Here is a 25,234-nt window from a genome sequence, read left to right as displayed (position 1 = left end):
ATCCGCAGGGATGGCCGGTAGCCTGAATGCGCCATGACCGTCGAAGGCCCCACCCCCCAGCAGATCCGCCGGGCGCTCGCCCGTGCCGAGCGCGGCGCCGCGCTCGACCTCGCGGAGACGACCGCCCTGCTCGCCGCGACCGGCGAGGACCTCGACCGGCTCAGTGCCGCGGCGGCGAAGGTCCGCGACGCCGGACTGGTCGCCGCGGGGCGGGCCGGCGTCGTCACCTACTCCCCCAAGGTGTTCATCCCGATCACCAAGCTGTGTCGCGACCGGTGCCACTACTGCACCTTCGTGGAGACGCCCGGCCACGCCGCACGAGAGGGCCGGGCGCCGTACCTGTCGCCCGACGAGATCCTCGACATCGCCCGCCAGGGCGCCGAGCTCGGCTGCCTGGAGGCGCTGTTCACCCTGGGCGACCGGCCCGAGGACCGCTGGCCCGAGGCCCAGGCCTGGCTCGACGAGCAGGGCTACGACTCGACCCTGGCCTACATCAGGGCGATGGCGGTCCGGGTGCTGGAGGAGACCGGGCTGCTGCCCCACCTCAACCCCGGCGTGATGTCGTGGGAGGAGCTCAACCGGCTCAAGCCGGTCTCCCCCTCGATGGGGATGATGCTCGAGACCACCTCGCGGCGGCTGTTCGAGACCAAGGGCCTGGCCCACTACGGCTCTCCCGACAAGGACCCCGCCGTCCGGCTCCGGGTCCTCGAGGACGCCGGTCGCCACGGCATCCCGTTCACGACCGGCCTGCTCGTCGGCATCGGCGAGACCCTGACCGAGCGGGCCGAGACGATCTTCGCGCTGCGCCAGACCTCCCGGGCCTATGGCGCCGTGCAGGAGGTCATCGTCCAGAACTTCCGGGCCAAGCCCGACACCGCGATGCGCCATGTCGACGACCTCGGCCTCGCCGAGTACCGCGCCGCGATCGCCGTCACCCGGCTGGTGCTCGGCCCGAAGGCCCGGATCCAGGCCCCGCCCAACCTGGTGGACCTCGAGGAGTGCCGCGCGCTGCTCGACGCGGGCATCGACGACTGGGGCGGCGTGTCGCCGCTGACCCCCGACCACGTGAACCCCGAGCGCCCCTGGCCCTCGCTCGACCGGCTCCGCTCGATCACCGCAACCTGCGGCTTCGAGCTCCGGGCCCGACTGACCGTGCACCCGGAGTACGTCGTCGGCGCGCTCCAGCGCGGCGAGGCCTGGATCGACCCGCGGCTCCATGCCCACGTCGCCGCCCTGGCCGGCCCCGACGGGCTCGCGGTCCCGGGCGTCAAGCCGACCGGGCTGCCCTGGCAGGAGCCCGACGGCGGCCTGGAGTCGGCCGGCCGGGTCGACCTCCACCAGGCCGTCGACACCGAGGGCCGCACCGACGACCGCCGCAGCGACTTCGGCTCGGTCTACGGCGACTGGGCCGCCGTACGCGAGGCCGCCGCCCACACCTCCGCCACCGGGGTAGTCCCTGCTCAAAAGCACCGTGACGCGCCGAATATCGGTGCTTTTACCCCGGGACTATCGGCCATGGCCGCGGCGGAGGCCGACCCGGGCAACCTGTCCGACGAGCACGCCCTCACCCTGATGACCGCCGAGGGCGACCTGCTGCGCTCGGTCGTGCGCCTGGCCGACGACCTGCGCCGCGAGGCGGTCGGCGACGAGGTCACCTACGTCGTCAACAGGAACATCAACTTCACCAACGTCTGCTACGTCGGCTGCCGGTTCTGCGCCTTCGCCCAGCGCCGCACCGACGCCGACGCCTACTCCCTGTCGTACGCCGAGGTCGCCGACCGCGCCCAGGAGGCCTGGGAGCTCGGTGCCACCGAGGTCTGCATGCAGGGTGGCATCGACCCCGAGCTGCCCGCGTCGGCGTACTTCGACATCGCCGCCGCGGTCAAGCAGCGGGTGCCGGACATGCACGTCCACGCCTTCTCCCCGATGGAGGTCGTCAACGGCACCGCCCGCACCGGCCTGTCCATCGAGGACTTCCTGATCAAGGCCCGCGAGTCCGGCCTCGGGTCGCTGCCCGGCACCGCCGCGGAGATCCTCGACGACGAGGTGCGCTGGGTGCTCACCAAGGGCAAGCTGCCGGCCCGGACCTGGATCGAGATCGTCTCCACCGCCCACCGGATCGGGCTGCCGACCACCTCCACGATGATGTACGGCCACGTCGACAACCCGCGGCACTGGGTCGGCCACCTCAACGTGCTCAAGCAGGTCCAGGACACCGCCGCCGAGAACGGGTCCGGCGGGTTCACCGAGTTCGTGCCGCTCCCGTTCGTCCACACCAGCTCGCCGATCTACCTCGCCGGCGTCGCCCGGCCCGGCCCCACGCTGCGCGACAACCTCGCCGTGCACGCGATGGCCCGGATCCTGCTCCACGGCCGGATCGCCAACATCCAGACCAGCTGGGTCAAGCTCGGCGTCGACGGCACCCGCGCCATGCTCAACGCCGGCGCCAACGACCTCGGCGGCACCCTGATGGAGGAGACCATCTCCCGGATGGCCGGCTCCGAGCACGGCTCCGCCAAGACCGTCGAGGAGCTCACCGAGATCGGCGCCGGCATCGACCGGCCGGTGCGCGAGCGCACCACGCTCTACGGTGAGCCCCCCGTCCGGTCGGCCGGCTAGCCTCTGCCGCTGCTGGAGCGGGCCCGGCGGGCGACCGAGTCGATCGCGACGGCGAGGAGCAGCACCGCGCCGGTGACGATCAGGCGCACGTCGGAGTCGACGTTCATCAGGTTGAGCCCGGTGCGGATCGCCTGGAGCACCAGGATCCCGAGCAGCGCCGAGTACGCCGAGCCGCGGCCGCCGAAGAGGCTGGTGCCGCCGATGACGGCGGCGGCGATCGCGGTGAGGTTGGTGTCCGTCGTACCGCTGGACTGGGAGACGGTGGTGAGCTGGCCCGCGACGAGCACGCCGCCGAGGGCGGCGAAGGTGGAGCAGAGCACGAACACGGAGCCGTAGACCAGGCCCACCCGGATGCCGGCTCGGCGGGCCGCCTCCTCGTTGCCGCCGACGGCGTAGACGTAGCGCCCCCAGCGGGTCCGCCGCAGCAGCAGGTCCATGAGCACGACCAGGCCGGCGAAGAGCACCGGCAGGTAGCCCCAGCCGCGGTCGATGCCGAGGTAGTAGGTCAGCCAGCCGAGACCGACCGCCAGCGCCGCGCCCTTGACCACCACGCCGAGCAGGTTCGGCGGGGTCAGGCCGGCCGCCCGCTTCTGCCGGATGGTCCACAGCCGCGAGCCGACGTAGACCGCGACCACGATCGCGACCAGGGCATAGCCCTGGGCGTCGCTGAGGAACTTCTGGCGGGTGAAGACGGGCAGCCCGGAGTCGCGGGGCAGGTTGATCGTGCCCTGGTCGCCGAGCACCCAGTAGAGCGCGCCCTCGAAGGCGAGCAGGCCCGCGAGGGTGAACACGAAGCTGGGGACGCCGACCCAGACGAAGAGCATGGCGTAGCCGGCCCCGATCAGCGCGCCGAGGGCGATCGCGGCCAGGATCGAGAGCGCGAGCGACTGCCCGTGGCTGACGAACATGACCGCGGTGGTCGCGGAGGTGAAGCCGGAGACGGTGCCGACGCTGAGGTCGATCTCGCCGAGCAGCAGCACGAGCACGATGCCGAGCGCGATCACGCCGAGCGGGGCGGCGTACAGGGTCATGGTGACCAGGCTGCGCGAGGACAGGAAGGTCGGCTCCTGGCTGTAGAAGAACACGCAGATGGCGACCAGGCCGAGGATCACCGGCAGCATGCCCAGGTCGCCGCCGCGCAGGCGGCCGCCGAGCTGGCGCAGGTAGTCGCCGGGCGAGACGACCCGGACCAGCCGCTCGTCGGCGGCGTCCACGGCGGGCGTGGGGCCCGGGGTCTGGTTGGTGAGCTGGTCGGTCACGAGTGGTCCCCCTCGGGGTGGCCGGCGCGGCGGGCCGCGCGCTGGGCGACGACGTTGTCGGACGCGCCGGTGATGGCGGCGACCAGCTGGTCGGTGGTCGCCTCCTCGGTGCGGAACTCCGCGGCGTTGCGGCCCAGCCGCAGCACCACGATCCGGTCGGACACCGCCTGCACGTCGGCCATGTTGTGGCTGATCAGGATCACGGCCAGGCCCTGCTCGCGCAGCCGCTCGACCAGGTTGAGCACCTCGGCGGTCTGGGCCACGCCCAGCGCGGCGGTCGGCTCGTCGAGCATCACCACCCGGGGGCTGCCGACCAGGGAGCGGGCGATCGCGACGGTCTGCCGCTGGCCGCCGGACAGCCCGGCCACGGGGATCCGCACGGACGGGATCTTGGCGGACAGGCTGCGCAGCAGCCGCCAGGCCTCGCGCTCCATGCTGACCTCGTTGATGACCGGGCCCAGGTGGTGCTCCTTTCCCAGGAACAGGTTGGCGACGACGTCGAGGTTGTCGCACAGCGCGAGGTCCTGGAAGACCGTGGCGATGCCGAGCTGCTGGGCGCCCGCGGGGCCGGCGACGGTGACCGGCGTACCGGCGAACTCGATGACCCCGGCGTCGGGCTGGTAGACGCCGGCGATGGTCTTCACCAGCGTCGACTTGCCGGCGCCGTTGTCGCCCACCAGGGCGACCACCTCGCCGGCCCGGACGGTCAGCGCGACGTCGGTGAGCGCCTGCACGGCGCCGAACCTCTTGGTGATCCCGGTCAGGGACAGGACGACCTCGCCCGTGCCCCTGACCGCGACCTCGTTCTCGATGACGGACATCAGGAGACGCCGGCCTCCGTGCAGGCCTGCGCGTACTCGCCGGTGCAGATCTCCGAGGCGTCGTAGAACTTGTCGGCGATGACGGTGCTGGCCACGTTGTCCTTGGTGACCACGATCGGCGTGAAGATGTAGGACTTCACGTCCTTGTAGGTCGACTGCGTGATGCCCGTGTCGGTGGTGTCGGGTACGTCGTCGCCGTGCGCGAGCAGGACGGCCACCTCGGCGGCGGTCTCGGCCTCGATCGGGATCGGCTTGTAGATCGTCATGGTCTGCTCGCCCGCGAGGATCCGCTGGATCGCGGCGACCTCGGCGTCCTGGCCGGTGATCGGCGGCAGCTTGTCGGCCGCGATGTGGTCGGTCAGAGCCGCGATCACGCCACCGGCCTGGCCGTCGTTGGCGGCGTACACGCCACCGATCGAGGCGGGGTCGTACTTGTTGAGCTGGTCGGTCGTCCACTGCTGGGCGTTCTCCGGGCTCCAGTCCGGGTTGTCGTACTCGGCGAGGATCTTCACGCCGCTCCCGTCGAGCACGCTGTGGGCGCCGGCCTTGAACTGGGCGGCGTTCGGGTCGCTCGGGGCGCCGTTGAGCATCAGGATGTCGCCCTTGTCGCCCATCGCGTCGACGAGCGCCTGGGCCTGCATCTTGCCGACGGTCTCGTTGTCGAAGGACATGTAGTAGTCGGCGTTCTCGATGAAGCGGTCGTAGGCGATGACCGGGACGTCCTGGCCCTTCGCCTCGTCGACCATGCCGGTCGCGCCCTCGCCGTTGACCGGGTCGAGCACGACGACGTCGGCGCCCTGGTCGAGCGCGGTCGTCATCTGCTGGGCCTGCTTGGCCTCGTCCTGGTCGGCGTTGTAGTAGAGCACCTTGCAGTCGCTGCACAGGTCCTTGACCTTCGCCTCGAACAGCGGGCGGTCGTGGGCCTCGTAGCGGGTGGTCTTGGACTCCGGCAGGAGCAGCGCGATGGTGCCTCCCTTGCCACCGTCGCTGCCGCCCTTCTCGGCGTCATTGGCACCGCACGCGCTGAGCGCGACGGCACCGAGGAACAGGGCCGCACCGGCGGCGGCGACCCGGCGTGCTGATGTGGACATGGCTCTCCTCGATCGGACGTTGAGCGGTGGTTCGAGTGTTGTGGCTCACACCGTAGACGTCAAGACTTGAACACAAACTTGCCGATTTCTGATTCATGCGGTGCTTTGTGGACATTCCTTGACCATTACGGCCCGGGCCGGGCACAGTGTCGCCATGACGTCGGAGCGCAGTGACCACGCGCCGGGCTCGACCGCGTCGCTGCGCGCGGCCAACCAGCGCCGGGTCCTCGACGCGCTGCGCACCACCACCGGCGGCGAGGCCGCCTCGGTGTTCACCCAGGCCGAGCTGGCGCGGGTGACCGGGCTGGCGCGGGCGACGGTCTCCAACATCGTGCGCGACCTCGGCCAGGCCGGGCTGGTCGACACCGAGGCGGGCAGCGGTCGGCGCGGCTCCGCCGTCCGGCTCTCGGAGGGGGCGGGCATCGTCGCCGGCGTCGACTTCGGCCACAGCCATCTCGCCGTCGCCATCGGCGACCTCACCGGCCGGGTGCTGGCCGAGGAGCGCCGCGCGATCCCACCCGAGTTCCCCCACGAGGAGGCGCTCGCCCTCGCCGTCGCGATGAGCGACGAGCTGCGGCCCGCGGGCGCGACCCTGCGCCATGTCGGCCTCGGCCTGCCCGCGCCGGTCACCGACGGCGTCGTGCAGAGCGCGGCGATCTTCCCCGGCTGGCGCAGCGTCGACGCGCGCAGCGTCGGCTCGACGGCCTTCGGCTCCCCCGTCGACGTCGAGAACGACGCCAACCTCGGCGCGCTCGCCGAGCACCGGATCGGCGAGGGGCGCGGCACCGACAGCTCGGTGTTCGTGAAGATCTCCTCCGGTGTCGGCGCCGGCATCATCCTGCGCAACGAGCTCTTCCAGGGCACCGCCGGGAGCGCCGGCGAGATCGGGCACCTCACCTTCGACGAGCAGGGCCCGCTGTGCCGCTGCGGCAGCCGGGGCTGCCTGGAGACCTACACCTCGGTGCAGGCGGTCCAGGGCCTGCTCGCCGGACAGCTGCCCGGCGCCGGCCTCGACGAGATCATCGCGACCGCCCAGACCGGCGACGTCTCCGCCCGCCGCGCCCTCGAGGACGCCGGGCTCCACCTCGGCTGGGGGCTGGCCGCCGTGGTCAACCTGATGAACCCCTCGGTCGTGGTGATCGGCGGCGACATGGCCCGCGCCGGCGAGCTGCTGCTCGAGTCGGTGCGGATCGGCCTGCGCCGCCACGCCCTCGACACCCTCGCGCTCACCCCCGTCGTCTCCAGCCGGCTCGGCGAGCGGGCCTCGCTGCTGGGCGCGGTGCTGCTCGCCGCCGAGCGGACCGAGCTGCTCGTCGACTGAGCTGCTGTTCGCCGTACCGGTCGAGGCGTTGGGCTGGGCTGCGCTGGCTGGGGATTCATCACGGGATGTAGGTCAATGCGCACTTCTGTAGCGGAACTCCGCTACAGATGCCGGGATCCGCCTACATCCCGTGATGAATCCCCAGCCACCCCGACGAGCACCCCGCACCACCGCGCTACGACACCGCCGCCGTCCGGCCCTCCCGCCACGCGCGGAACCGGGCCCAGCCCCGGCGTACGGTCCGCCAGGCCAGCCACAGCAGAACCAGCCCGGCGAGCAGGAGCAGCGCGGCGATCGACGCGGCGGCGTACGGGTGCTCGACGGCGAAGGCGACCACGGCCAGCACGACGAGGTCCTCCCCCACGCTGATGCCGATGTTGCTGAACGGCTCGGGCACCGTGTTGACCGCCATCCGGGTGCCGGTCTTCACCGAGTGCGCGGCCAGGGCGCTGCCGCCGCCCACCACGCCACCGACCAGCTCGCTGACCGAGCCCGCGTCGCCGGCGATCAGGACGCCGACCGCACCGCCGACGACCGGCCGGATCAGGGTCGAGACCACGTCCCAGGCGGAGTCGACGTACGGGATCTTGTCGGCGACGAACTCGAAGGCGTACATCAGCGCGGCCACCGCGAGCACGTCCCAGCGGGCCAGCACGTCGGGGATCTCCTCGAACGAGCCGAGCCGGTCGGCCAGCCCGAGCACCAGCACGACGAGGTAGCTGTTGATCCCGCTGGCCCAGCCCGAGGAGAACGCCAGCGCGAGTGATTCCACGCGCCCAGCGTAAGCCGCGGCGGCGTCCGGGTACCGCAGGCGGATGAGCACCAACGATCCCGAACAGTACGAGGGCTACAGCGTCGATGACGAGACCCAGCTCCAGCCCGAGGACACGCTCGCCGACGACGACGTGGCCGACGAGCTGGACCGCGGCTACTCCCCGCCGGAGAGGTACTCGGCGGCGCAGGGCTACGGCAACACGCCGTGGGAGCAGGCACACCCGCAGCCGCTCGACGACCGGCTCGCCCAGGAGGAGCCGGAGCCCGACCCCGGCGCGGAGCCGGCAGACCCCGAGGACCCCGACGCCGAGGTCGGCGACGACCGGGCCGGGCGCCTGGTCGATCCCGACGAGGGCCTGGGCGAGGACCGGGAGAAGGACCTGGTCGCCGAGGACGTCGGCATCGACGGCGCCGGGGCGAGCGCCGAGGAGGCGGCCATGCACGTCATCGACGAGGACGAGGCGCCCTAGCGGCCAGGACCGCTAGCGCACGTCGAGCCACACCAGCCGGTGGTCGCTGGTGGGGAACGGGTAGGCCCCGGTGAGCCGGTACAGCGGGTCGGTGGTGGCCGGCCAGAACACCCCGCCGCCGAGGACCTGCAGCCGCCGCGACGGGAGCACGTAGTCGACCCGCAGGTTGCCCGGCGCCCCGTCGGCGAAGTCCGCGGTGTCGTACGACGGGTCGCCGGCCTGCGCCGCGTTGGCGCCGCCCTGCAGGTCGGCGGCCTCGGGCCCGCCGGCCGAGGTCGGGACGAACCGGCTGTCGATCCGCGGGTGGTCGAGGAGCTGGCGCGCGGCGGCGTCGACCGAGTCGCCGTCCTCGGGGTCGGCGTTCAGGTCACCGGCGATCACGAAGACGGCCCCGGGGCGCAGCCCGCCGTACCGGCCCGCGTCGTCGTAGAGGTGGCGGCCGTGGGCCGGGCCGGCGACGTAGTCGGCCCAGAACCGGATCTCGTCGTGGTTGCGCCTGCCGTTGCGGTCCTCGGGCCCGTCGAAGGTCGGCGGCGTCGGGTGCGAGACGAGGAAGTGGACGGTGCGGCCGCCGATCTCGATCGGCAGGTCCCAGTGCGACTTCGAGGACAGCCGGAGCACCGCGAGCTCCTCCGGCGAGTACCAGTCGGCCGGCTGCGGCGTCGCCGGGTCGTCGGGGAGCAACGCCCCGGGCAGGTCCTTCCACAGGAAGGTCTGGAAGGTGCGCACGGCCGCACGGTCGATCGGGTACTTGGAGTAGACGACCATTCCGTACTGCCCGGGGAACAGCCCGAACCCGAACGCGTCGTCGCCGCCCCCGACCCGGCCGTCGTTGTTGAGGTCGAAGCCGCTGGGCACGCCGGTGTTGACCGGCGCGGTGAACGCGTAGGGATAGGCCACCGGCCGAGCGCCGTTCTGGGAGACCTCGAGGTAGTTGTCACGGAACAGGTCGACCGCGGCCGGCGCGTAGTCGAACTCGTTGACCAGCACCACGTCCGGGTCGACCCGCTGGATGGACTCGGCGACATTGCGCGCCTGCGGGTCGTCGCGCGTCGAGAGGTCGCGAACCAGGTCTCCCTGCGCCCCGCGGTTGAGCGAGGCGTTGAAGGTCGCGAACCGGACCGGCTCCCGGGGACCGCGGGCCTGGTCCGCGGGATGGGCCGAGACCGGCGCGGCGGGCGTCGCCAGGCCGGTGAGCCCCGCCAGCAGGGCGAGTGCGGACAGGACGGCAGGGGTACGGCGCACGAGCTTCCTCCGAGACAGAAGGGCGAGTGCCTCGACCCTAGGTCGCCGTGCCCGTCCGCCGCACCCGCCGCACCCACCGCGGCGGTGAAGGTTGGGTGAACCGTCTGCACCTCGGCCGGCGGGGTACCTCAGATTCCGGGCCGCAGGGGCCCCTGAATAAGGAGGGAAATCGTGGCACTCATCTTGTGGATCCTGGCGGTGATCCTCGTGGTCTCCGGCATCTTCAGCCTGTTCCGGGGTGAGCTGCTCTGGGGGATCGTGCTGATCGTGGTCGGCCTGCTGGTCGGGCCGGGTGGAGTCAGCCTGTTCACCTGACGCCCCAGCGGCAGCAGCCGAGTGAGAGGGCTCGGGCGAACGGCGTGCCGTTCGCCCGAGCCCTCTCGGCCGTGGCGCGGCGCGGACCGTGCTGCCGTCATGGTCCGTCACCGTCGAGGACGACGCACGCCGCCGTAGATCCCCCGCCGCACGATCCACGGCTGCAGCACCCGGCGCACCGACCACGCGGGGAACCGGAACGGGTGGCCGGACGGGGCGAAGACCCGCAGTCCGTCAGTCTCCGGCCCGAGCACCGAGCCCCAGCGGCGCCGCGCCGGCACGTACTCCCGGAGCGGGCGGCCGTCGAGGTGACCACGGATGTTGGCCGCGAGCAGCCGGTCCGCGCGGTTGCGGGCCGAGGAGCGCAGCGCGTCGGTGGCCGCGACGTCGCCGATCGCGAACACGCCCGGGGCACCGGCGACGCGCAGGGTCGGCTCGACCCGGACGAAGCCCGCGTCGTCGAGCAGCTCCGGCGGCAGCCAGCCGGTGTTGGGCCGGACTCGGCCGATGGCCCAGACGACGGCATCGGCCGCTGTCGGCCGCTGGCCGGTGGACCACGCCACCGGGCCGCGGGTGATCGCGGAGCCCGCGAAGGTCTCCGGTACGTCGGCGCGGTGCCCCGGACGCAGCTCGACCCCCGCGCGCTCGAGCCGGCGGCGGGCGACCTCCCACACCCGCGGGTGGTGCTGGGGCAGCGCCCGCTCGCCCGGGAAGGCGAGCCGGACCACGGTCGCGGGCCACCGGGTGGCGACCTGGAGCGCGGTGCCGACGGCGGCCGCGCCGCCGCCGACGACGAGCACGCTGCGTGCCTCGGCCAGCCGGGCATGGGCCGCCGCGAGCGCGGCGGACACGTCCGCGTCGGTCTGGAAGCCGGGCAGTCGCCAGAAGCCGTTGCTCACGCCGGTGGCGAGCACCAGCACGTCGTACCCGATCCGTCGCCCGCCGACCATGACGGCGCGGCCGCCGAGGTCGAGCCCGGTCAGCTCGCCGTGCACCAGCTCGGCCCGGTCGAGCCGGCGGAAGCGCTCGAAGCCGATCCGGTAGTCCCGCGCCCAGGCGTCGGGCCGGGCCAGGCGCAGGCCGAGCTCCTGGCCGCTGACCAGACCGGGCTTGCTGGAGATGCCGATGACGTCGACGTCGGCGCGGGCCAGGTGGATCGCGGTCAGCAGGCCGCTGTCGCCCAGTCCTGCGACGACGACCCGGGGGCGGGGCGCCCGGGTCACGCCGGTCGTGCCTTGCGGGGCGGACGCGGCACCAGCACCGGCACCCGGTCCACCACCTCCTGGTACGACGGCCGCCGCTCCAGGCTGCGCCGCTCCATCATCGGGATGCTGGCGCCGAGGAACATCGCCACCATGGCGACCCCGCCGACGGGCAGCCACCACCAGTCGCCGGGCGAGGCGGCGACGCCGAACAGCGCCAGGCTCCACCAGAACGCGATCTCGCCGAAGTAGTTGGGATGCCGCGACCAGCCCCACACCCCGCGGTCCATCACCTGGCCGGGCGCCCGCTCCCGGACGAACCGGTGCAGCTGGGCGTCGGCGACCAGCTCGAGGAGCACCGCGCCGACGCCGACCGCGAGCGCGACCAGGTCCAGCCAGCGCAGGCCGGGACCGGGCCGGGTGAGCACGACGTACGCCGGGACCAGGCCGAGGAAGACCTGGAGGGTCGGCACCAGGTGGATGCCGACCAGGTCGGCCAGCAGCTCCAGGCGGCCGGCGCGCTCGCGCACCAGCGGGTAGCGCCAGTCCTCGTGGTGCAGGCCGGGGAAGGTGCGCACCCAGTTGGCGGTGAGCCGGACCGCCCACAGTGCGATCACGCCGAGCACCAGCCAGGACCGGACGTCGTCGCGGGCGACGTCGGCGGCGAGCCACCAGTACAGGGCGAGATACGGCGGCAGCACGCTCCAGTAGGCGTCATAGAAGCTGGAGTTGCGGTGGATCCGGCTGGCCACGAACACCACGAGCGTGGCGAGCAGGTCGGCGAGCAGCCCGTCGAGCCACAGCCAGCGGGTGTCCGGCCCCCAGGCCAGCCAGGCGCTGGCGACGCCGAAGGCGGCGAGATAGGCGAGTCCGACCCGGGCCAGGGAGGCGCTCCTGCTCATCCCCCGATGCTAGTGGAACACGTTCTAGTTTGGCGACGAATCCGTGGTCAGCGCCGGCGTCGCTTGGCCTCGTACATCCGCGCGTCGGCGAGCCGCAGCAGCTCGTCGGCGTCGCGGCCGTCGGCGCCGACGGCGGCGGAGCCGACGCTGACGCCGACCGGGACGTGCAGGGCGAACGGGTGCGCGTCGAGGACCTCCTGCACCCGCCCGCGCAGTCGCTCGGCGACCACGCCGGGGCTGGTCCGCTCGTCGAGGCGGACCACGAGCACGAACTCGTCGCCACCGACCCGGGCCACCGTGTCGTCGGGCTGCACGGCGTCACCCAGCACGTCGGCCACCGCGCACAGCACGCTGTCGCCCGCGGCGTGCCCGAGGTCGTCGTTGACCGACTTGAAACGGTCGAGGTCGAGCATCACCAGTGCGTGCGGCGAGCGGCCCGGCGCCGCGGCCGCCGCCAGCGCCTCCTGCAGCCCGATCCGGTTGGCCACCCCCGTCAGCGGGTCGATCCGGCTCTGCGCCCGCAGCCGGTCCTGCTCCTCGCGGTGCGGCGTTACGTCGACCAGCGAGTGCAGCCGCATCGGCTCGCCGTGCGGCCCGGTCAGGTCGCGCAGCTGCACCTCCACCAGGCGCACGTCACCGTCACGGGTCACGACCGTCGCGGGGAACGCACCGCCGTCGGACGCCGGCTGGTCCCGGGTGGTCAGCCAGCTGCCCACGGTCTGGCCGCGCAGCGAGTCGGCCGGCACGCCCAGCAGCCCGGCCGCCGCCGCATTGGCCTGGTGCACCCGACCGTCGGTGTCGCTGACCAGCACCGGCGTCGGCGTCGCGCCGAGGATGGAGCTGAGCCAAGCGTTCGCCCGGCGCAGGTCGCCCTTGAGCCGCCGGCGCCGGGCGTCGGTCGCCAGCCACAGCAGCACCAGCACGAACCCGATCGCGACCACCAGTCCCGCCAGCAGCGGATCGGTGCCGCCGGTGGCGTTCCCCACCGCGGCGTCCCGGTCCTGCTCGACGAGCAGCCAGCCGCCGATCGAGGACACCTCGCTGACCGCCCACAGCCGCTCGCCCGTGCCGGAGCGGTCCCCCCGGCCCCGTTCGCCGAGCAGCCGCGGGTCGCTCGTCGGTACGCCGATCCGGCCCCCCGAGTCCGCCAGCGTGGTGCCGTGCCGGTCGACCACGGTGACCGCGACGCCGTACCTGCGGAACACCGCCTCCATCTCGGCCTGGAGCCCCGACAGCGCGAGGGTCGCGACGACGTACCCGCGGATCCGGCCCCGCGGGTCGCGGACCGCCGCGGCGACCGCGACCGCCCAGGTGCGCTCGGGCGTCATCAGCTGATAGGCCTGGGAGACGTACGCCGTGTCGCGCCGCCCTGCGGGCAGGTACCACTCGCGGAACGAGAAGTCGTGGCCGATCACCTCCGGGCTGCGCTGGGGCGGCGCCAGGTCGAGCATCACCCCGGAGGCGTCGTACAGCGAGGCGTTGTAGGAGCCGGTCGTCGCCGAGCCCAGCGCCTCGAGGGCCAGGTCCATCCGGTCCTGGTCGCCCGTGACCACCGCCCGGCGTACGGCGTCGCTGCGGCTGAAGGTCGTCACCGCGTCCCGGAGCCCGCCCAGCCGGAGGTCGACCCCGCGGGCGGCGAGCGAGTCGATCGCCTCGAGCCGGTTCCGGGCGGCGCTGGTCAGCGAGGCGTCGCTGTCGGCCCGCCCCTCGACGACCAGGACGGCGACCAGCACCAGCACCAGGCTCACCAGGCCCGCGAGCACGCGCGGCACCAGCCGCTCGAGGACCGACGGCTCTGCCGCCGTGGGCGCGGTGGTGAGCGCCGGCAGCGCGCCGCGCTCGGCGGTACGGGCGAGGGCCGCGGGCACCCGGTCGGCGACCAGCAGTGCCTCCAGCGCGGCGCCGTCCAAGGGCCGGCTCATCAAGAAGCCCTGGCCGAACGGGCAGCCCAACCGGCGCAGCGCGGCGACGTGCTGGGGCCGCTCGATCCCCTCCGCCACGACGTGCACGCCCAAGGACAGGCAGAACCGGACCAGCGACTCGGCCATCCGCTCGTGGGGACCGCCGGAGCCGAGGAACTGCACGAACGAGCGGTCGATCTTGACCCCGTCGACCCGGAACCGGCGCAGGTAGTCGAAGCTCGCGTTGCCCGTGCCGAAGTCGTCGAGGGTGACATTGCAGCCGAGCCCGGCCAGCTCGGCGAGCACCTGCTCGTGCCCCTGGCCGGTGCGCGAGAGGACGGTCTCGGTCAGCTCGACGATCACCGCGTCGAGCGGCAGCCCCGAGTTCTCCGACACCTCGCGGAAGCGCTGGGGCAGCATCGAGTCGTCGAGATCGGCCGGCGACAGGTTGACCGCCAGGCACAGCCGCCGCCCCGCCGGCAGTCCGCGCCACCGCGCCACCTGCCCGGCCGCCGCCGACAGCACCAGCTCGTCGAGGCGCACCACCAGCCCCGACTCCTCCAGCGAGTCGAGGAAGCCCGACGGCTCCACGAGCTCGCCGCTCTCGGTGTCGAGGATCCGCGCCAGCGCCTCCACCGCGACCATCTCGCCGGTGCGCAGGTCGTAGCACGGCTGGTAGTGGACGACCACGTCCCCTTGGTCGAGGGCACGCGCGATCCGCTCCGCAGTCAGCGTCTGCGCAGCGCCCGCCATGGTGACCTCGCTCCCGGCAGCCGCGCCACACCCCTCCCCAGGGGCATCGGCTCGCCCACCGACCATCGTACGAAGCACCACGGCCGCGCGCGGCGGAATGTCCGCTCCGGCCACGGGGGTGCCGCACCACCGATGGCGACCACCTCCTGTGCTCGGATCGCTCAGGAGGTACCCGGGCCCCGGAGGGTCACTCCCACTCGATGGTGCCCGGGGGCTTCGAGGTGACGTCGAGGGTCACCCGGTTGATCTCGGCCACCTCGTTGGTGATCCGGGTCGAGATCCGCTCGAGCACGTCGTAGGGCAGCCGCGCCCAGTCGGCGGTCATCGCGTCCTCGGAGGTGACCGGGCGCAGCACGACCGGGTGGCCGTAGGTGCGGCCGTCGCCCTGGACTCCCACCGACCGTACGTCGGCGAGGAGCACCACCGGCATCTGCCAGATGTCGCCGTCGAGCCCGGCGGCGGTCATCTCCTCGCGGGCGATGGCGTCGGCCTCGCGCAGGATGTCGAGGCGCTCGCGGGTGACCTCGCCGATGATCCGGATGCCGAGGCCCGGTCCCGGGAAGGGCTGGCGCTGGACGATGACGCTGGGCAGGCCGAGCTGGGCGCCGACCGCGCGGACCTCGTCCTTGAACAGCTCACGCAGCGGCTCGACCAGCTCGAACTCGAGGTCCTCGGGCAGGCCGCCGACGTTGTGGTGGGACTTGATCGTGGACGTGCCGGCGCCGCCGCCGGACTCGACGATGTCGGGGTAGAGGGTGCCCTGGACCAGGAAGCCGACCTTCGTGCCTTCAGGCGCGTCCTTGATCACCTCGAGCTCGGCGCCCTCGAAGGCACGGATGAACTCGCGGCCGATGATCTTGCGCTTGGCCTCGGGCTCGCTGACGCCGGCGAGGGCGTCGAGGAACTGCTTCTCGGCGTCGACGATCACCAGCTTGGCGCCGGTGGCGGCCACGAAGTCGCGCTCGATCTGCTCGGTCTCGCCCTTGCGCATCAGGCCGTGGTCGACGTACACGCAGGTCAGGCGGTCGCCGATCGCCTTCTGCACGATCGCCGCGGCGACGGCGGAGTCGACACCGCCGGACAGGCCGCAGATGGCGCGACCCTCGGGGCCGACCTGCTCGCGGATCCGGGCGATCTGCTCCTCGGCGATGTTGCCGATGGTCCAGGTCTGCCGGCAGCCGGCGATGTCCCAGAGGAAGTGCTCGAGCACCTTCTGACCGTGCTCGGAGTGCAGCACCTCGGGGTGCCACTGGACGCCGGCCAGGCCGCGGTCGACGTCCTCGAAGGCGGCGACGGGCGTGACCTCGGTCGAGGCGAGGACGGCGAAGCCCTCCGGGGCGGCGCTCACCGAGTCGCCGTGGGACATCCAGACGTTGTGCTCCACCGGGATGCCGTTGAGCAGGGTGCCCGGGTGGTGGATCTCGACCCGGGTGCGACCGTACTCACGCGCCCCGGTGGCGGACACGGTGCCACCGAGGTGGGCGGCCATCAGCTGGAAGCCGTAGCACATGCCGAACACCGAGGGTCCGGCCGTGAAGATGGCCGGGTCGACCGCCGGCGCCCCCTCCTCGTAGACCGACGACGGACCGCCGGAGAGGATGATCGCCTTCGGGTTCCGCGCGACCATCTCGGCCACCGGCATCGTGTGGGGCACGATCTCGGAGTAGACCCGTGCCTCGCGCACGCGGCGGGCGATCAGCTGGGCGTACTGCGCCCCGAAGTCCACCACCAGGACCAGGTCGTGCTCGGACTGGTTCTCCTCGGCCGTCATGGCCGAATCGTATCGGCGGGGGCGCGTGGTCCCGAACCGGCGTCGTACCCGGCATCCGGGTCGCGATCTCGGCCACTGGGCGACCCGAATGCCGGGTGCGACGGAGCCACCTGGCCGGAGCTACCTGGCCGGAGCTACCTGGCCGCGCGCCGCAGCCAGATCCTGCGCTGGCGCTCGTCCAGCGCCCGGCGCCGGGCCACGGTCGAGGTGTCGACCCACCACCCGGGCTGGGCCGTGGTCCAGCGGGGCGGCCGGTCGGGCCGCTGCGCGGCGCGGCGGTAGGCCGCGTCGAGGCGGTTGACGAAGGCGGACACGTCGCGGCGGTCGCCGGACGCCATCGTCACGAGCTCTAGGTCGAGCTCGCGGTAGAGCGCGTCACGATCCAGGTCCTTGCGGCGCAGCCGGTCCCCGAGGTGGACGACGCCGTCGTACTCCCCCACCACGCCCGCCCGCAGGTCGACCAGGTCGGGGGTGACCAGGTGTCGGCCGGTCGGGCTCGCCGGGTCGAACAGGGGGCAGTTGGTCCGGAGCACCGCCGTCGGCCGACGGCGCTGCCACGAGAGCCGCATCCCGACCTCCTGGGGCGACCAGGCGTTCTCGTCGGCGAGGTCGAGGGCGGCGCGGAGGGTCCGGACACCCGGGCGGGAGACCAGGCCGGCGGCGTACCTCCTCAGGCGGGCAAGGTCGGTGAGGTCGTCGGCGCAGGCCATGTCGACGACGCGCACGGCCGCGGCCACGCCGCTCGCGCGGCAGGACTCGAACGCGACCGCACGCTCCGTCCGGGTGACCGGCAGGCCGTCGACCACGTCGACGTCGGCCTCGAAGAGCCAGTCCTCGGTGAGCTCCACGCCGACCCGGGGCCGCGGGCCGCGGGTGGTGAGGGCGACGGGTACGTCGAGGCGGGTCCGGCCGTCCGCGGCGAGACCGCCGAACCATCGCCCACCCCGCCACCCGAGCGCGGCCCACCCGGTCACCGCCGCATCCGCCGGCAGCCCGGCGAGCGCCTCGACGATCCGCTGGTCGAGCGCGCCGCCGTCGACACCGCTGGGAACCGACCATCCGGGTGCGACCCGTCTCCGCCCCGGCCCGCGGGCCTGGCCAGGGGTCGGTCCGGTCCGGCCGGTCGGGTCGACGTGGCACGGCAGCACGACATCCGGGCGGGTCACGAGGTGCGGGAACATCCCCCGATCGTGCGCCGATCCTCACCGGCGCGTGGGCGCTCTCCACAGGGGTCGGGTGGCCTCGTCGTACCCGGCGTTCGGGTCGCGCACGCCCGCGGTTCGCGACCCGGATGCCGGGTGCGATGGAAGGACCCCACCCCGGGCCCGGCCCCAGGACCGAGCCGGCCGGAAAACGCACCAGGGCCCGGCCGGGGAGGGAGGGTGGCCGGGCCCTGATTGTCCACGCAGCTGATGGACAGTGCCTGGACCGAGCCCGGGCTTCGGGAGGGAGCGTGATTCCCGGGCTCGTTCATCTCAACGAAGCCGTCCGGGGCGGGTTACGCCGGTCCCGAACAAGTTGGGAAAAGTTCTGGGGCGCCCTCCGGAGACCCCGGCGAACGCCCCAGCAGCCCCAGGGGCCCCTCAGCTCACAGCGCGGCTCAGCTCACGCCCACGATCGGCAGCCGCAGCGCCGCCGGCGCCTCCTCCGGTACGACGGGCGCCCGGGGCGCGACCGGCTCGATCGACGCGTAGCCCTCGCCCAGGGCCGGGCGGGGGTCGGCCTCGCCCTTGTTGGGCCAGTAGGCCATCGCCCGCTCGGCCTGGGCGGTGATCGTCAGCGACGGGTTGACGCCGAGGTTGGCCGAGATGGTGGAGCCGTCGACGATGTGCAGTCCGGGGTGGCCGTACATCCGCTGGTAGGGGTCGACGACTCCGGTCGCCGGGCTGTCGCCGATGGTGCAGCCCCCGATGAAGTGGGCGGTCAGCGGGCGGTTGAACGGCTCGCCGATGGTGCCGCCGGCGGTGCCGCCGCCCATCACGGCCGCCATCCGGCGGACGGCGTCGTTGGCGGCCGGGATCCAGGTCGGGTTCGGCTCGCCGTGGCCCTGCTTCGAGGACAGGATCCACTTCCCGGCGACCTTCTTGGGGAAGGTCGTGATCGAGTTGTCGACCGACTGCATCACCAGGGCGATGACCACCCGCTCGGACCAGTGCTTGACGTCGTAGAGGTCACGGACCCGCTTGCGCTCCTTCCACAGCTCCTTGAGCCACACCTTCCAGCGCGGGTCGGGGCCGTCGCCGTCGGTGAGCACGGTCTGCATCAGCGACATGGCGTTGCTGCCCTTGCCGTAGCGCACCGGCTCGATGTGGGTGTGCTCGTCGGGATGCCACGAGGAGGTGATCGCCACGCCGTCGGTGTAGTCGACGTCGGCGCCCTGGGGCGCGATCGCGCCGAGGATCGACTCGGAGTTGGTGCGGGTCAGGTGACCGAGGCGGTCCGAGACGTGGGGCAGGTCGCCCTCGGCCTTGAGCCGGTGGAGCAGCTTCTGGGTGCCGAGCGCCGCCGCGGAGAAGACGACCTGCTCGGCGGTGAAGGTCTTGGTGGCGCGCCGCCGCGACAGCTTGGCCTTGGTCCACCGGGTGTCGACCCGGTAGCCGCCGCCCGGCAGCGGCCGGACCCGGGTGGCGGTGGTCAGGGGGTGCACCTCGGCGCCGTTGCGCTCAGCGAGGTAGAGGTAGTTCTTGACCAGGGTGTTCTTGGCGTTGTGCCGGCAGCCGGTCATGCACTCGCCGCAGTCGGTGCAGGTGTTGCGTCGCGGCCCGACGCCACCGAAGTACGGGTCCTCGACCGAGTCGCCCGCCGACTGCGAGGGACCGCCGAAGAAGACGCCGACGGGAGTGGCGTGGAAGCTGTCGCCCACGCCCATCTCGTCGGCGACCTGCTTCATCACCTCGTCCGACGGCGTCATCCGCGGGTAGGTGACCACGCCCAGCATCCGCTTGGCCTGGTCGTAGTAGGGCGCGAGCTCGGCCCTCCAGTCGGTGATGTGGGCCCAGGAGGGGTCCTGGTAGAACGGCGCGAGCGGCTCGTAGAGGGTGTTGGCGTAGACCAGCGAGCCGCCACCGACCCCCGCGCCGGCCAGGATCAGGCAGTCCTTGACCATGTCGATGCGCTGGATGCCGTAGCAGCCGGCCGAGGGCGCGTAGAGGTACTTCTTCAGGTCCCAGGAGTTGTCGGCGAAGTCGGCGTCGGCGAACCGCGCGCCGGCCTCGAGTACGCCGACCTTGTAGCCCTTCTCGGTCAGCCGTAGCGCGGTGACCGAGCCGCCGAAGCCGGATCCGATGACCAGGACGTCGTAGTCGAACCCGCTCATGCGCGCCCCAGCTTGTCCATCACCCGCAGCGAGGCGGACATGAACCGGGCATAGCCCTCGTCGGACATCCCGAGCATCGGCCCGAACCGGATCAGCCGCTGGGTGGCGACCGACTGGGTCTCGGTGTAGCGGTGGATGCCCTCGGCGCCCTGGCGCCGGCCCATGCCCGACTCGCGCATGCCGCCCATCGGGGCGTCGATGCTGGCGAAGGTCGCGCCGAAGGCCTCGTTGACGTTGACCGTGCCGCACTTGATCTGGCGGGCGATGGCCCGGCCGCGGGCGGTGTCGCGGGTGTAGACGGAGCCGTTGAGGCCGTAGTCCCCGTCGTTGGCGCGGGCGATCGCGTCGGCCTCGTCGTGGAAGCGGTAGATCGACACGACCGGACCGAAGGTCTCGTGGCCGAAGCAGGTCATCTCCGGGGTGACGCCCTCGAGGATCGTCGGCTCGAAGTAGTACGGCGCCAGGTCGGGCCGGGCGTTGCCGCCGGCGAGCACCCGGGCCCCCTTGGCGACCGCGTCGTCGACGTGGGCGCTGACCGTCTCGAGCTGGTCGGCCGAGATGAGGGTGCCCATGTCGGCGTCCCAGTCGAGCGTGGCGCCCAGGCTCATCGCCTTCGTGCGGGCCACGAACCGCTCGACGAACCGGTCGTAGACCGCGTCGGCGACGAACATCCGCTCGGTCGAGACGCAGAGCTGGCCGGCGTTGGAGAAGCAGGCGCGGACGGCACCCTCGGCGGCCCGCTCGACGTCGGCGTCGCGCAGCACCAGGATCGGGTTCTTGCCGCCGAGCTCCAGCGAGCAGCCGATCAGCCGCTCGGCGGCCTGCTTGGCGATGATCTTGCCGGTGGCGGTGGAGCCGGTGAAGCAGATGTAGTCGGCCCGCTCGATGATGGGCGTGCCGAGCTCGCGGCCCGGGCCGGCGACGACCTGCCACAGCTCACGCGGGAAGCCGGCGTCCTCGAGCAACTGGGCGCCGAGCAGCGCCGACAGCATGGTCTGCGCGTCGGGCTTGGTGACCACGGCGTTGCCGGCGAGCAGGGCCGGGAGGCCGTCGCACAGCGCCATCGTGAAGGGGTAGTTCCACGGCGAGATGATGCCGACAACGCCCTTGGGGACCCGGTTCAGCTCGACCCTGGTGAGCACGGGTACGACGCCCGGACGGCGCTGGGTGTCGAGGTGCCGGTGGGCGGTGCGGGCGTAGTAGCGCGCGGTGAGCGCGATGTGGAGCGGCTCGTCGAAGGCGTGCTTGCGGGCCTTGCCGGACTCGAGCTGGATCAGGTCCATGATCTCGGCCTGCCGGTCGAGCACGATGTCGTGGAGCCGGTGCAGGATCCGGGCCCGCTCGTCGATCGACACCCGCGCCCACGCCGCCTGCGCCACCCGGGCCCGACGGAAGGCCTCGGCGACGTCGTCGGCGCTGGACTGCGGGATGTTGGCGACCGGAGCGCCGTTGATCGGCGAGGAGACCTGGGTGGTCCGCCCGGTCGTCGCCACGATCCGCTCGGTCAGCCGGGCGACGTAGTCCGGCTCGAGGGCGTACGACGCCCGCGGGTCGTGCTCGGGGTCGTGCGGGCCGTCCACGACCGGGCCACCGGAACCGGGAAACGCTTCGCTCATGGCACGAGCCTAGGTGAGCGAGGTCACCCGCGGCTACCGCTCGGTAACGAATGTGCCGCTTTACACATCTCGTCTTGATGTCAAGGCACTCCGCTCACGACCGCATGGCCGTCAGCGGCGAGATCGACGAGGCCCGCAGCGCCGGGATCAGGCCGCCGACCAGGCTCGCCGCCAGGCCGCCGAGCACCACCCCGAACGGCAGCAGCGGCGGCACCACCAGGGTCCACCCGCTCAGCCAGCACCAGGCCGCCGCGGCCGCCAGCCCGAGCCCGCTGCCCACGAGACCGGCGATCAGGCCGGCCACCGCCGACTCGGTGAGCACGAGCAGCCCGATCCGGCGCCGGCTCCAGCCGATCGCGGACCGCAGCCCCAGCTCCCGCTGCCGCTGGTGCACCGACATCATCAGGGTGTTGGCCACGGCGACCATGCCGACCAGACCGATGAAGGCACCCATGGCCGCACCGATGAGCCGGAGGTCGGCGCCGACGTCGGCGACCAGCCGCTCGCCGTCGGGCGGGGTGGCATCGACGAGCGGCAGCTGTCCGGAGGGGTCCGCCGCGCGCAGCATGTAGTCGACGACCGCGGCCGCGGAGCCCGGCCGGACGTGGGCGACCAGCCGGGCGTTGCTCCCCTCCCCGCCGAGGACGGTGGTCGCGACCGGGCGGGAGACCACGACCGCTCGGTCGGCGTACCCGAACTGCCCGCGGTTGTCGACGACACCCGCGACGCTCAGCGGCTGGCCGCCGACGACGATCTGGGCGTCGGTGCGGCCGTCGGAGGCCGGGCCCACCCCGAGCTCACGGGCCAGGCCCACCCCGACCCAGGCGAACCGGGCCGGGTCCGGGCCGGCCAGCCCCAGCAGGTCGGCCGAGGCGCCCTCGACCACCCTCGTCCCGGTCGCCTCGACGCCACCCGGGTCGGCGACCAGGACCGGCGCCGAGGTCGCGTGAAGGCCCGCGGAGCCGGCGACCCGGGCCGCCTCGATCCACACCGAGAACTCGCCGGCCGCCTCGACCGGCTCGAGAGCCCCGATCTGGCGGACCTGCCGCGGGTCGAAGCCGTCGGGCGTCGACCACATCGCCTTGACCACGGCGTGGTTCGAGCGCTGCAGGTCGAAGCGCAGGTCCACCTGAGCCTGCTGGGTCTCGGCGATCACGACGGCGGCGAGCGCGCTGGCGACGCCCAGCATGATGCCCGCCACCATGCCGACGGTGTGTCCCGGCCTGAGCAGCAGGGACGCCCCCGCGTCGCGCGTCAGTCGGTCCAGCGCGCGCCACCGGCTCCGCGCGGACCCCGCGGACGGCGTACTCACGCGCGGTCCTCGCTCACGCTGCCGTCGACGACCCGGACCACCCGGTCGGCCATCTCCGCCGCCCGGACGTCGTGGGTCACCACGACCAGGGTCGAGCCCCGGCGGGGAACCTCGGCCAGCAGCTCCAGGATCGCGCGCCCGGTCGCCTGGTCGAGCGCGGCGGTGGGCTCGTCGGCGATGACGACGCGGGGCTGCTTGACCAGGGCTCGGGCGATCGCGACCCGGTGCCGCTCACCGCCCGACAGGTCCGCTGCTCGCCGTGTCGCGATGTCGGCCAGCCCGACCCGGCCCAGCGCCTCGAGGCAGCGCTCCCCGCGCTCGGACGGACCGAGCGAAGGGTCGCCCAGCCCCAGCTCGACGTTGGCCTGGGCGGTGCGCTCCTCGACGAGGTGGGAGTTCTGGAAGACGAACCCGAGATGGTCCGACCGGAAGCGGGCGAGCTCCCGCAGCGACCGGCCGGTCACCTCGACCCCGTCGAACCGGTACGTCCCCTCCGAGGGCGCCTGCAGCGCGCCCACGATCGAGGCCAGGGTGGTCTTCCCCGCGCCCGAAGGACCGACGATCGCCACCGACTCGCCGTCCCCGATGTCGAGGTCGGTCGGCCACAGGATCCGCGTCGGCCGCGGCGTCGCCACCGCGAAGCCGATCCCGCGCAGCTCGATCACCGTCGTCAGCCCCCGACGCCGCCGGCGATCATCCCGAAGAGCTCCACCGAGTCGCCCTCGCGCAGGCCCTCGCCGGAGACCTCGACCAGGCCCTGCGCGGTCGCTCCCAGGGTCACGGCCACCGTCCTGCGGGACCGGCCGTCGAGCACGACGAGCACGCTCTGCCCGTCCTTCTCGGTCTTGAGCGCGGTCACCGGAACGGCCAGGACCGGGCCGCCGCTGTCCGCGGACACCACGCCGAGTCGCGCACCGCCGGCGACGGCCCTCCCCTTCGGGCGCACCTGCACCCCGCCCGGTTCCCCGGCCGACGGCTCTCCCTCCCTGGCCTCGGTGTCGCCGGGCCGCACCAGGCTGTCGATCTCCACCTGCTCGCCGTCGACCTCGAGCAGGAGCGAGCCGACCTCGAGGTCCACGTCCGGCGGCAGGCCGGGACAGGTGTAGTAGTCGGCCGCCGCCGTCACCCGCAGCACCTCCGCGCCCGCGGTGACCACGTCACCCACGTCGACCTTCGCCTCGGCCACCCGCGCGCCGGCTGGGACCTCGGCGATCGAGTCCAGCTCGACCCGGTCCGCGCCGGGGTCGAGCCGCCGCCAGGCGGCCATCGTCGCCGCGTCGAGGACCTCGTCGGCCGAGCCGATCAGGCCCGCCGCGGCCAGCGCCCTCTCGAACGCCCGGACGTCGGGGCCCCGCTCCCCCACCGTGAAGTCGCGGTAGAGCGGTGCGTCCGTCACCACGGCGACGATCGGCCGGCCCGCGACGGCGGCCAGCACGCTGCCCGTCACGACCTTCGATCCCGCCGCCGCGAGCTCGGTCACCACCGGCCGATAGCCCGCCGGGGTCCCGTAGACGACCACCGGAACCGACTGCGTGCTCACCGAGCAGTCCGTCCACGACACCTCACGCAGCGTCGTGCTCTCGACCCGGACGCTCGGCACCGGAAGCTCGGGAGCGGCCCGCCGCTCCCGAGCCTCGCCGGGCGTCAACGCCGTCAGGGTCACGACGAGCAGCCACCCCAACGACGCCGCCGCCGCGCCCGCCACGAAGACCGGGAACCGTCCCCGCGCCGCCAGCAGCCCCCTCACCCCCGACCGTCCCTGCTGCTCAGGGGACATAGCCGAGCTCCACCAGCTTCGCGGCGAAGTCCTCGATCACCTCGCGGTGGCGCTCCACCCAGGCCGGCCGCACCTCCTCCAGCAGCTCCTTCACCTTCGCGTAGTAGGGCTCGCCACAGTCGGCATAGAGCACCGACCACTCCATCACCGTCTCGGCACTGACCCGCTCCGGCTCCGGCGCCAGGATGTAGGCGCGGTCGACTCCCTTGAGGAAGGACGTCGACGGGTCCTCGTCGCTCACCGCCAGGCCCGACCCCTCCCGCAGGCACTGGGCCATCGCCACCCGCAACGGCTGCACCCGAGGATCGCTCCTCGTCGTCAGTTCCTGATCCTCCTGCCACGGAAAGGCGAGCTTGTCGACGACGCCCTCGAAGTCGAGGCCCACCCGAACGCTCAGCGGCCCCTCCTCCTTGTCGAGCCGCTCCACGCACGCACCGTCCGTGCCATCGGCGCCGACCTCGTGGTCCTCCCTGTCCAAGCCGTAGCGCTCGGCGGGCGAGTAGATAGGCGGCAGGCCCCACTCCCGGATCAGCTCCAGGTCCGGATACAAGGTGCTGTTGGTGCTGCGCACCAGGTCCAGCGGAACGGTAGTCCCCCCGCACTCCTCGCGAACCTGGAGGTTGTTGGTGAAGTTGCTGACGCGGGTGCTCCGCGCCACGCTCTCCGTGCCCGGGATCGACAGGAAGCTCTCGATCACGTCCTGCACGACCTGCGGGTCGACCCGGTCCGACCCGGACCGGGCGCTCGCGTCACCACGGGGCGATGGCTC

The 25,234-nt window shown here is 73.0% G+C and carries 20 protein-coding genes; 4 read left to right on the top strand and 16 right to left on the bottom strand.

Annotated elements, in window-relative coordinates; genetic code table 11:
• Positions 1–33: 33 nt before the first annotated feature.
• On the top strand, positions 34–2,619 hold the full coding sequence (locus JOD66_RS19885; RefSeq protein ID WP_204838543.1) for a bifunctional FO biosynthesis protein CofGH: 2,586 nt from the start codon (positions 34–36) through the stop codon (positions 2,617–2,619).
• Here JOD66_RS19885 and JOD66_RS19880 read toward each other — a convergent pair.
• From JOD66_RS19880 to JOD66_RS19870, 3 genes are read right to left on the bottom strand one after another with little or no spacing between them, the layout of a single operon-like run.
• Entirely contained in the window at positions 2,616–3,878 is a 1,263-nt protein-coding gene (locus JOD66_RS19880) for a sugar ABC transporter permease (RefSeq protein WP_204838542.1), read from the bottom strand. The two genes, JOD66_RS19885 and JOD66_RS19880, sit on opposite strands and share 4 nt — an antisense overlap.
• Complete coding sequence (locus tag JOD66_RS19875; RefSeq protein WP_204838541.1) at positions 3,875–4,699, bottom strand: ATP-binding cassette domain-containing protein; 825 nt, start codon at positions 4,697–4,699, stop codon at positions 3,875–3,877. The genes JOD66_RS19880 and JOD66_RS19875 overlap by 4 nt, the downstream gene beginning before the upstream one ends.
• Positions 4,699–5,790 (bottom strand): substrate-binding domain-containing protein, encoded by a 1,092-nt coding sequence (locus JOD66_RS19870; RefSeq protein WP_204838540.1) that lies wholly within the window; start codon positions 5,788–5,790, stop codon positions 4,699–4,701. Before JOD66_RS19870 ends, JOD66_RS19875 begins: the two co-directional genes overlap by 1 nt.
• 154 nt (positions 5,791–5,944) lie before the next feature.
• Between JOD66_RS19870 and JOD66_RS19865 the strand changes: the two genes are divergently transcribed.
• Positions 5,945–7,111, top strand: a complete 1,167-nt coding sequence (locus tag JOD66_RS19865; RefSeq protein ID WP_204838539.1) for an ROK family transcriptional regulator — start codon at positions 5,945–5,947, stop codon at positions 7,109–7,111.
• 175 nt (positions 7,112–7,286) lie between these two features.
• Here JOD66_RS19865 and JOD66_RS19860 read toward each other — a convergent pair whose 3' ends face one another.
• Entirely contained in the window at positions 7,287–7,883 is a 597-nt protein-coding gene (locus tag JOD66_RS19860; RefSeq protein WP_204838538.1) for a DUF4126 domain-containing protein, read from the bottom strand.
• Between the two features lie 43 nt (positions 7,884–7,926).
• Here JOD66_RS19860 and JOD66_RS19855 point away from each other — a divergent pair, with 43 nt between their 5' ends.
• Complete coding sequence (locus JOD66_RS19855) at positions 7,927–8,355, top strand: DUF5709 domain-containing protein (RefSeq protein ID WP_204838537.1); 429 nt, start codon at positions 7,927–7,929, stop codon at positions 8,353–8,355.
• A 12-nt stretch (positions 8,356–8,367) separates the two neighbouring features.
• Here the strand turns inward: JOD66_RS19855 and JOD66_RS19850 are convergent, their stop codons facing one another.
• Positions 8,368–9,600 (bottom strand): endonuclease/exonuclease/phosphatase family protein, encoded by a 1,233-nt coding sequence (locus JOD66_RS19850; RefSeq protein WP_204838536.1) that lies wholly within the window; start codon positions 9,598–9,600, stop codon positions 8,368–8,370.
• A gap of 171 nt (positions 9,601–9,771) precedes the next feature.
• Between JOD66_RS19850 and JOD66_RS19845 the strand changes: the two genes are divergently transcribed.
• On the top strand, positions 9,772–9,915 hold the full coding sequence (locus tag JOD66_RS19845) for a GPGG-motif small membrane protein (protein WP_174245237.1): 144 nt from the start codon (positions 9,772–9,774) through the stop codon (positions 9,913–9,915).
• A 107-nt stretch (positions 9,916–10,022) separates the two neighbouring features.
• Here JOD66_RS19845 and JOD66_RS19840 read toward each other — a convergent pair whose 3' ends face one another.
• The 11 genes from JOD66_RS19840 to JOD66_RS19790 all read right to left on the bottom strand — a co-directional run bounded on the left by JOD66_RS19840 (position 10,023) and on the right by JOD66_RS19790 (position 25,171).
• A complete protein-coding gene (locus JOD66_RS19840) occupies positions 10,023–11,138 on the bottom strand; it encodes an FAD-dependent oxidoreductase (protein ID WP_204838535.1) in 1,116 nt (371 codons plus the stop codon).
• On the bottom strand, positions 11,135–12,019 hold the full coding sequence (locus JOD66_RS19835; protein WP_204838534.1) for a DUF1295 domain-containing protein: 885 nt from the start codon (positions 12,017–12,019) through the stop codon (positions 11,135–11,137). The genes JOD66_RS19840 and JOD66_RS19835 overlap by 4 nt, the downstream gene beginning before the upstream one ends.
• A gap of 47 nt (positions 12,020–12,066) precedes the next feature.
• A complete protein-coding gene (locus JOD66_RS29240; protein ID WP_204838533.1) occupies positions 12,067–14,673 on the bottom strand; it encodes an EAL domain-containing protein in 2,607 nt (868 codons plus the stop codon).
• 187 nt (positions 14,674–14,860) lie between these two features.
• Complete coding sequence (gene guaA, locus JOD66_RS19825; protein ID WP_204838532.1) at positions 14,861–16,444, bottom strand: glutamine-hydrolyzing GMP synthase; 1,584 nt, start codon at positions 16,442–16,444, stop codon at positions 14,861–14,863.
• Between the two features lie 134 nt (positions 16,445–16,578).
• Positions 16,579–17,625, bottom strand: coding sequence for a hypothetical protein (locus tag JOD66_RS19820; protein ID WP_239545347.1), 1,047 nt, complete (start codon positions 17,623–17,625; stop codon positions 16,579–16,581).
• Between the two features lie 419 nt (positions 17,626–18,044).
• Positions 18,045–19,760 carry a GMC oxidoreductase gene (locus JOD66_RS19815; protein WP_204838531.1) on the bottom strand — a complete coding sequence of 572 codons (1,716 nt, stop codon included), beginning with the start codon at positions 19,758–19,760 and terminating at the stop codon, positions 18,045–18,047.
• Positions 19,757–21,376, bottom strand: coding sequence for a succinic semialdehyde dehydrogenase (locus JOD66_RS19810; protein ID WP_204838530.1), 1,620 nt, complete (start codon positions 21,374–21,376; stop codon positions 19,757–19,759). Before JOD66_RS19810 ends, JOD66_RS19815 begins: the two co-directional genes overlap by 4 nt.
• 94 nt (positions 21,377–21,470) lie before the next feature.
• Positions 21,471–22,688, bottom strand: a complete 1,218-nt coding sequence (locus JOD66_RS19805) for an ABC transporter permease (protein ID WP_204838529.1) — start codon at positions 22,686–22,688, stop codon at positions 21,471–21,473.
• Positions 22,685–23,353, bottom strand: coding sequence for an ABC transporter ATP-binding protein (locus JOD66_RS19800; RefSeq protein WP_204838528.1), 669 nt, complete (start codon positions 23,351–23,353; stop codon positions 22,685–22,687). Before JOD66_RS19800 ends, JOD66_RS19805 begins: the two co-directional genes overlap by 4 nt.
• 5 nt (positions 23,354–23,358) lie before the next feature.
• Positions 23,359–24,435, bottom strand: coding sequence for an efflux RND transporter periplasmic adaptor subunit (locus tag JOD66_RS19795; RefSeq protein ID WP_204838527.1), 1,077 nt, complete (start codon positions 24,433–24,435; stop codon positions 23,359–23,361).
• Between the two features lie 19 nt (positions 24,436–24,454).
• Positions 24,455–25,171, bottom strand: a complete 717-nt coding sequence (locus JOD66_RS19790) for a hypothetical protein (RefSeq protein ID WP_204838526.1) — start codon at positions 25,169–25,171, stop codon at positions 24,455–24,457.
• Positions 25,172–25,234 lie beyond the last annotated feature (63 nt).

This window comes from Nocardioides nitrophenolicus (assembly GCF_016907515.1).
Taxonomy (GTDB): domain Bacteria; phylum Actinomycetota; class Actinomycetes; order Propionibacteriales; family Nocardioidaceae; genus Nocardioides; species Nocardioides nitrophenolicus.
This window is presented reverse-complemented; position numbering and strand designations above follow the sequence as displayed.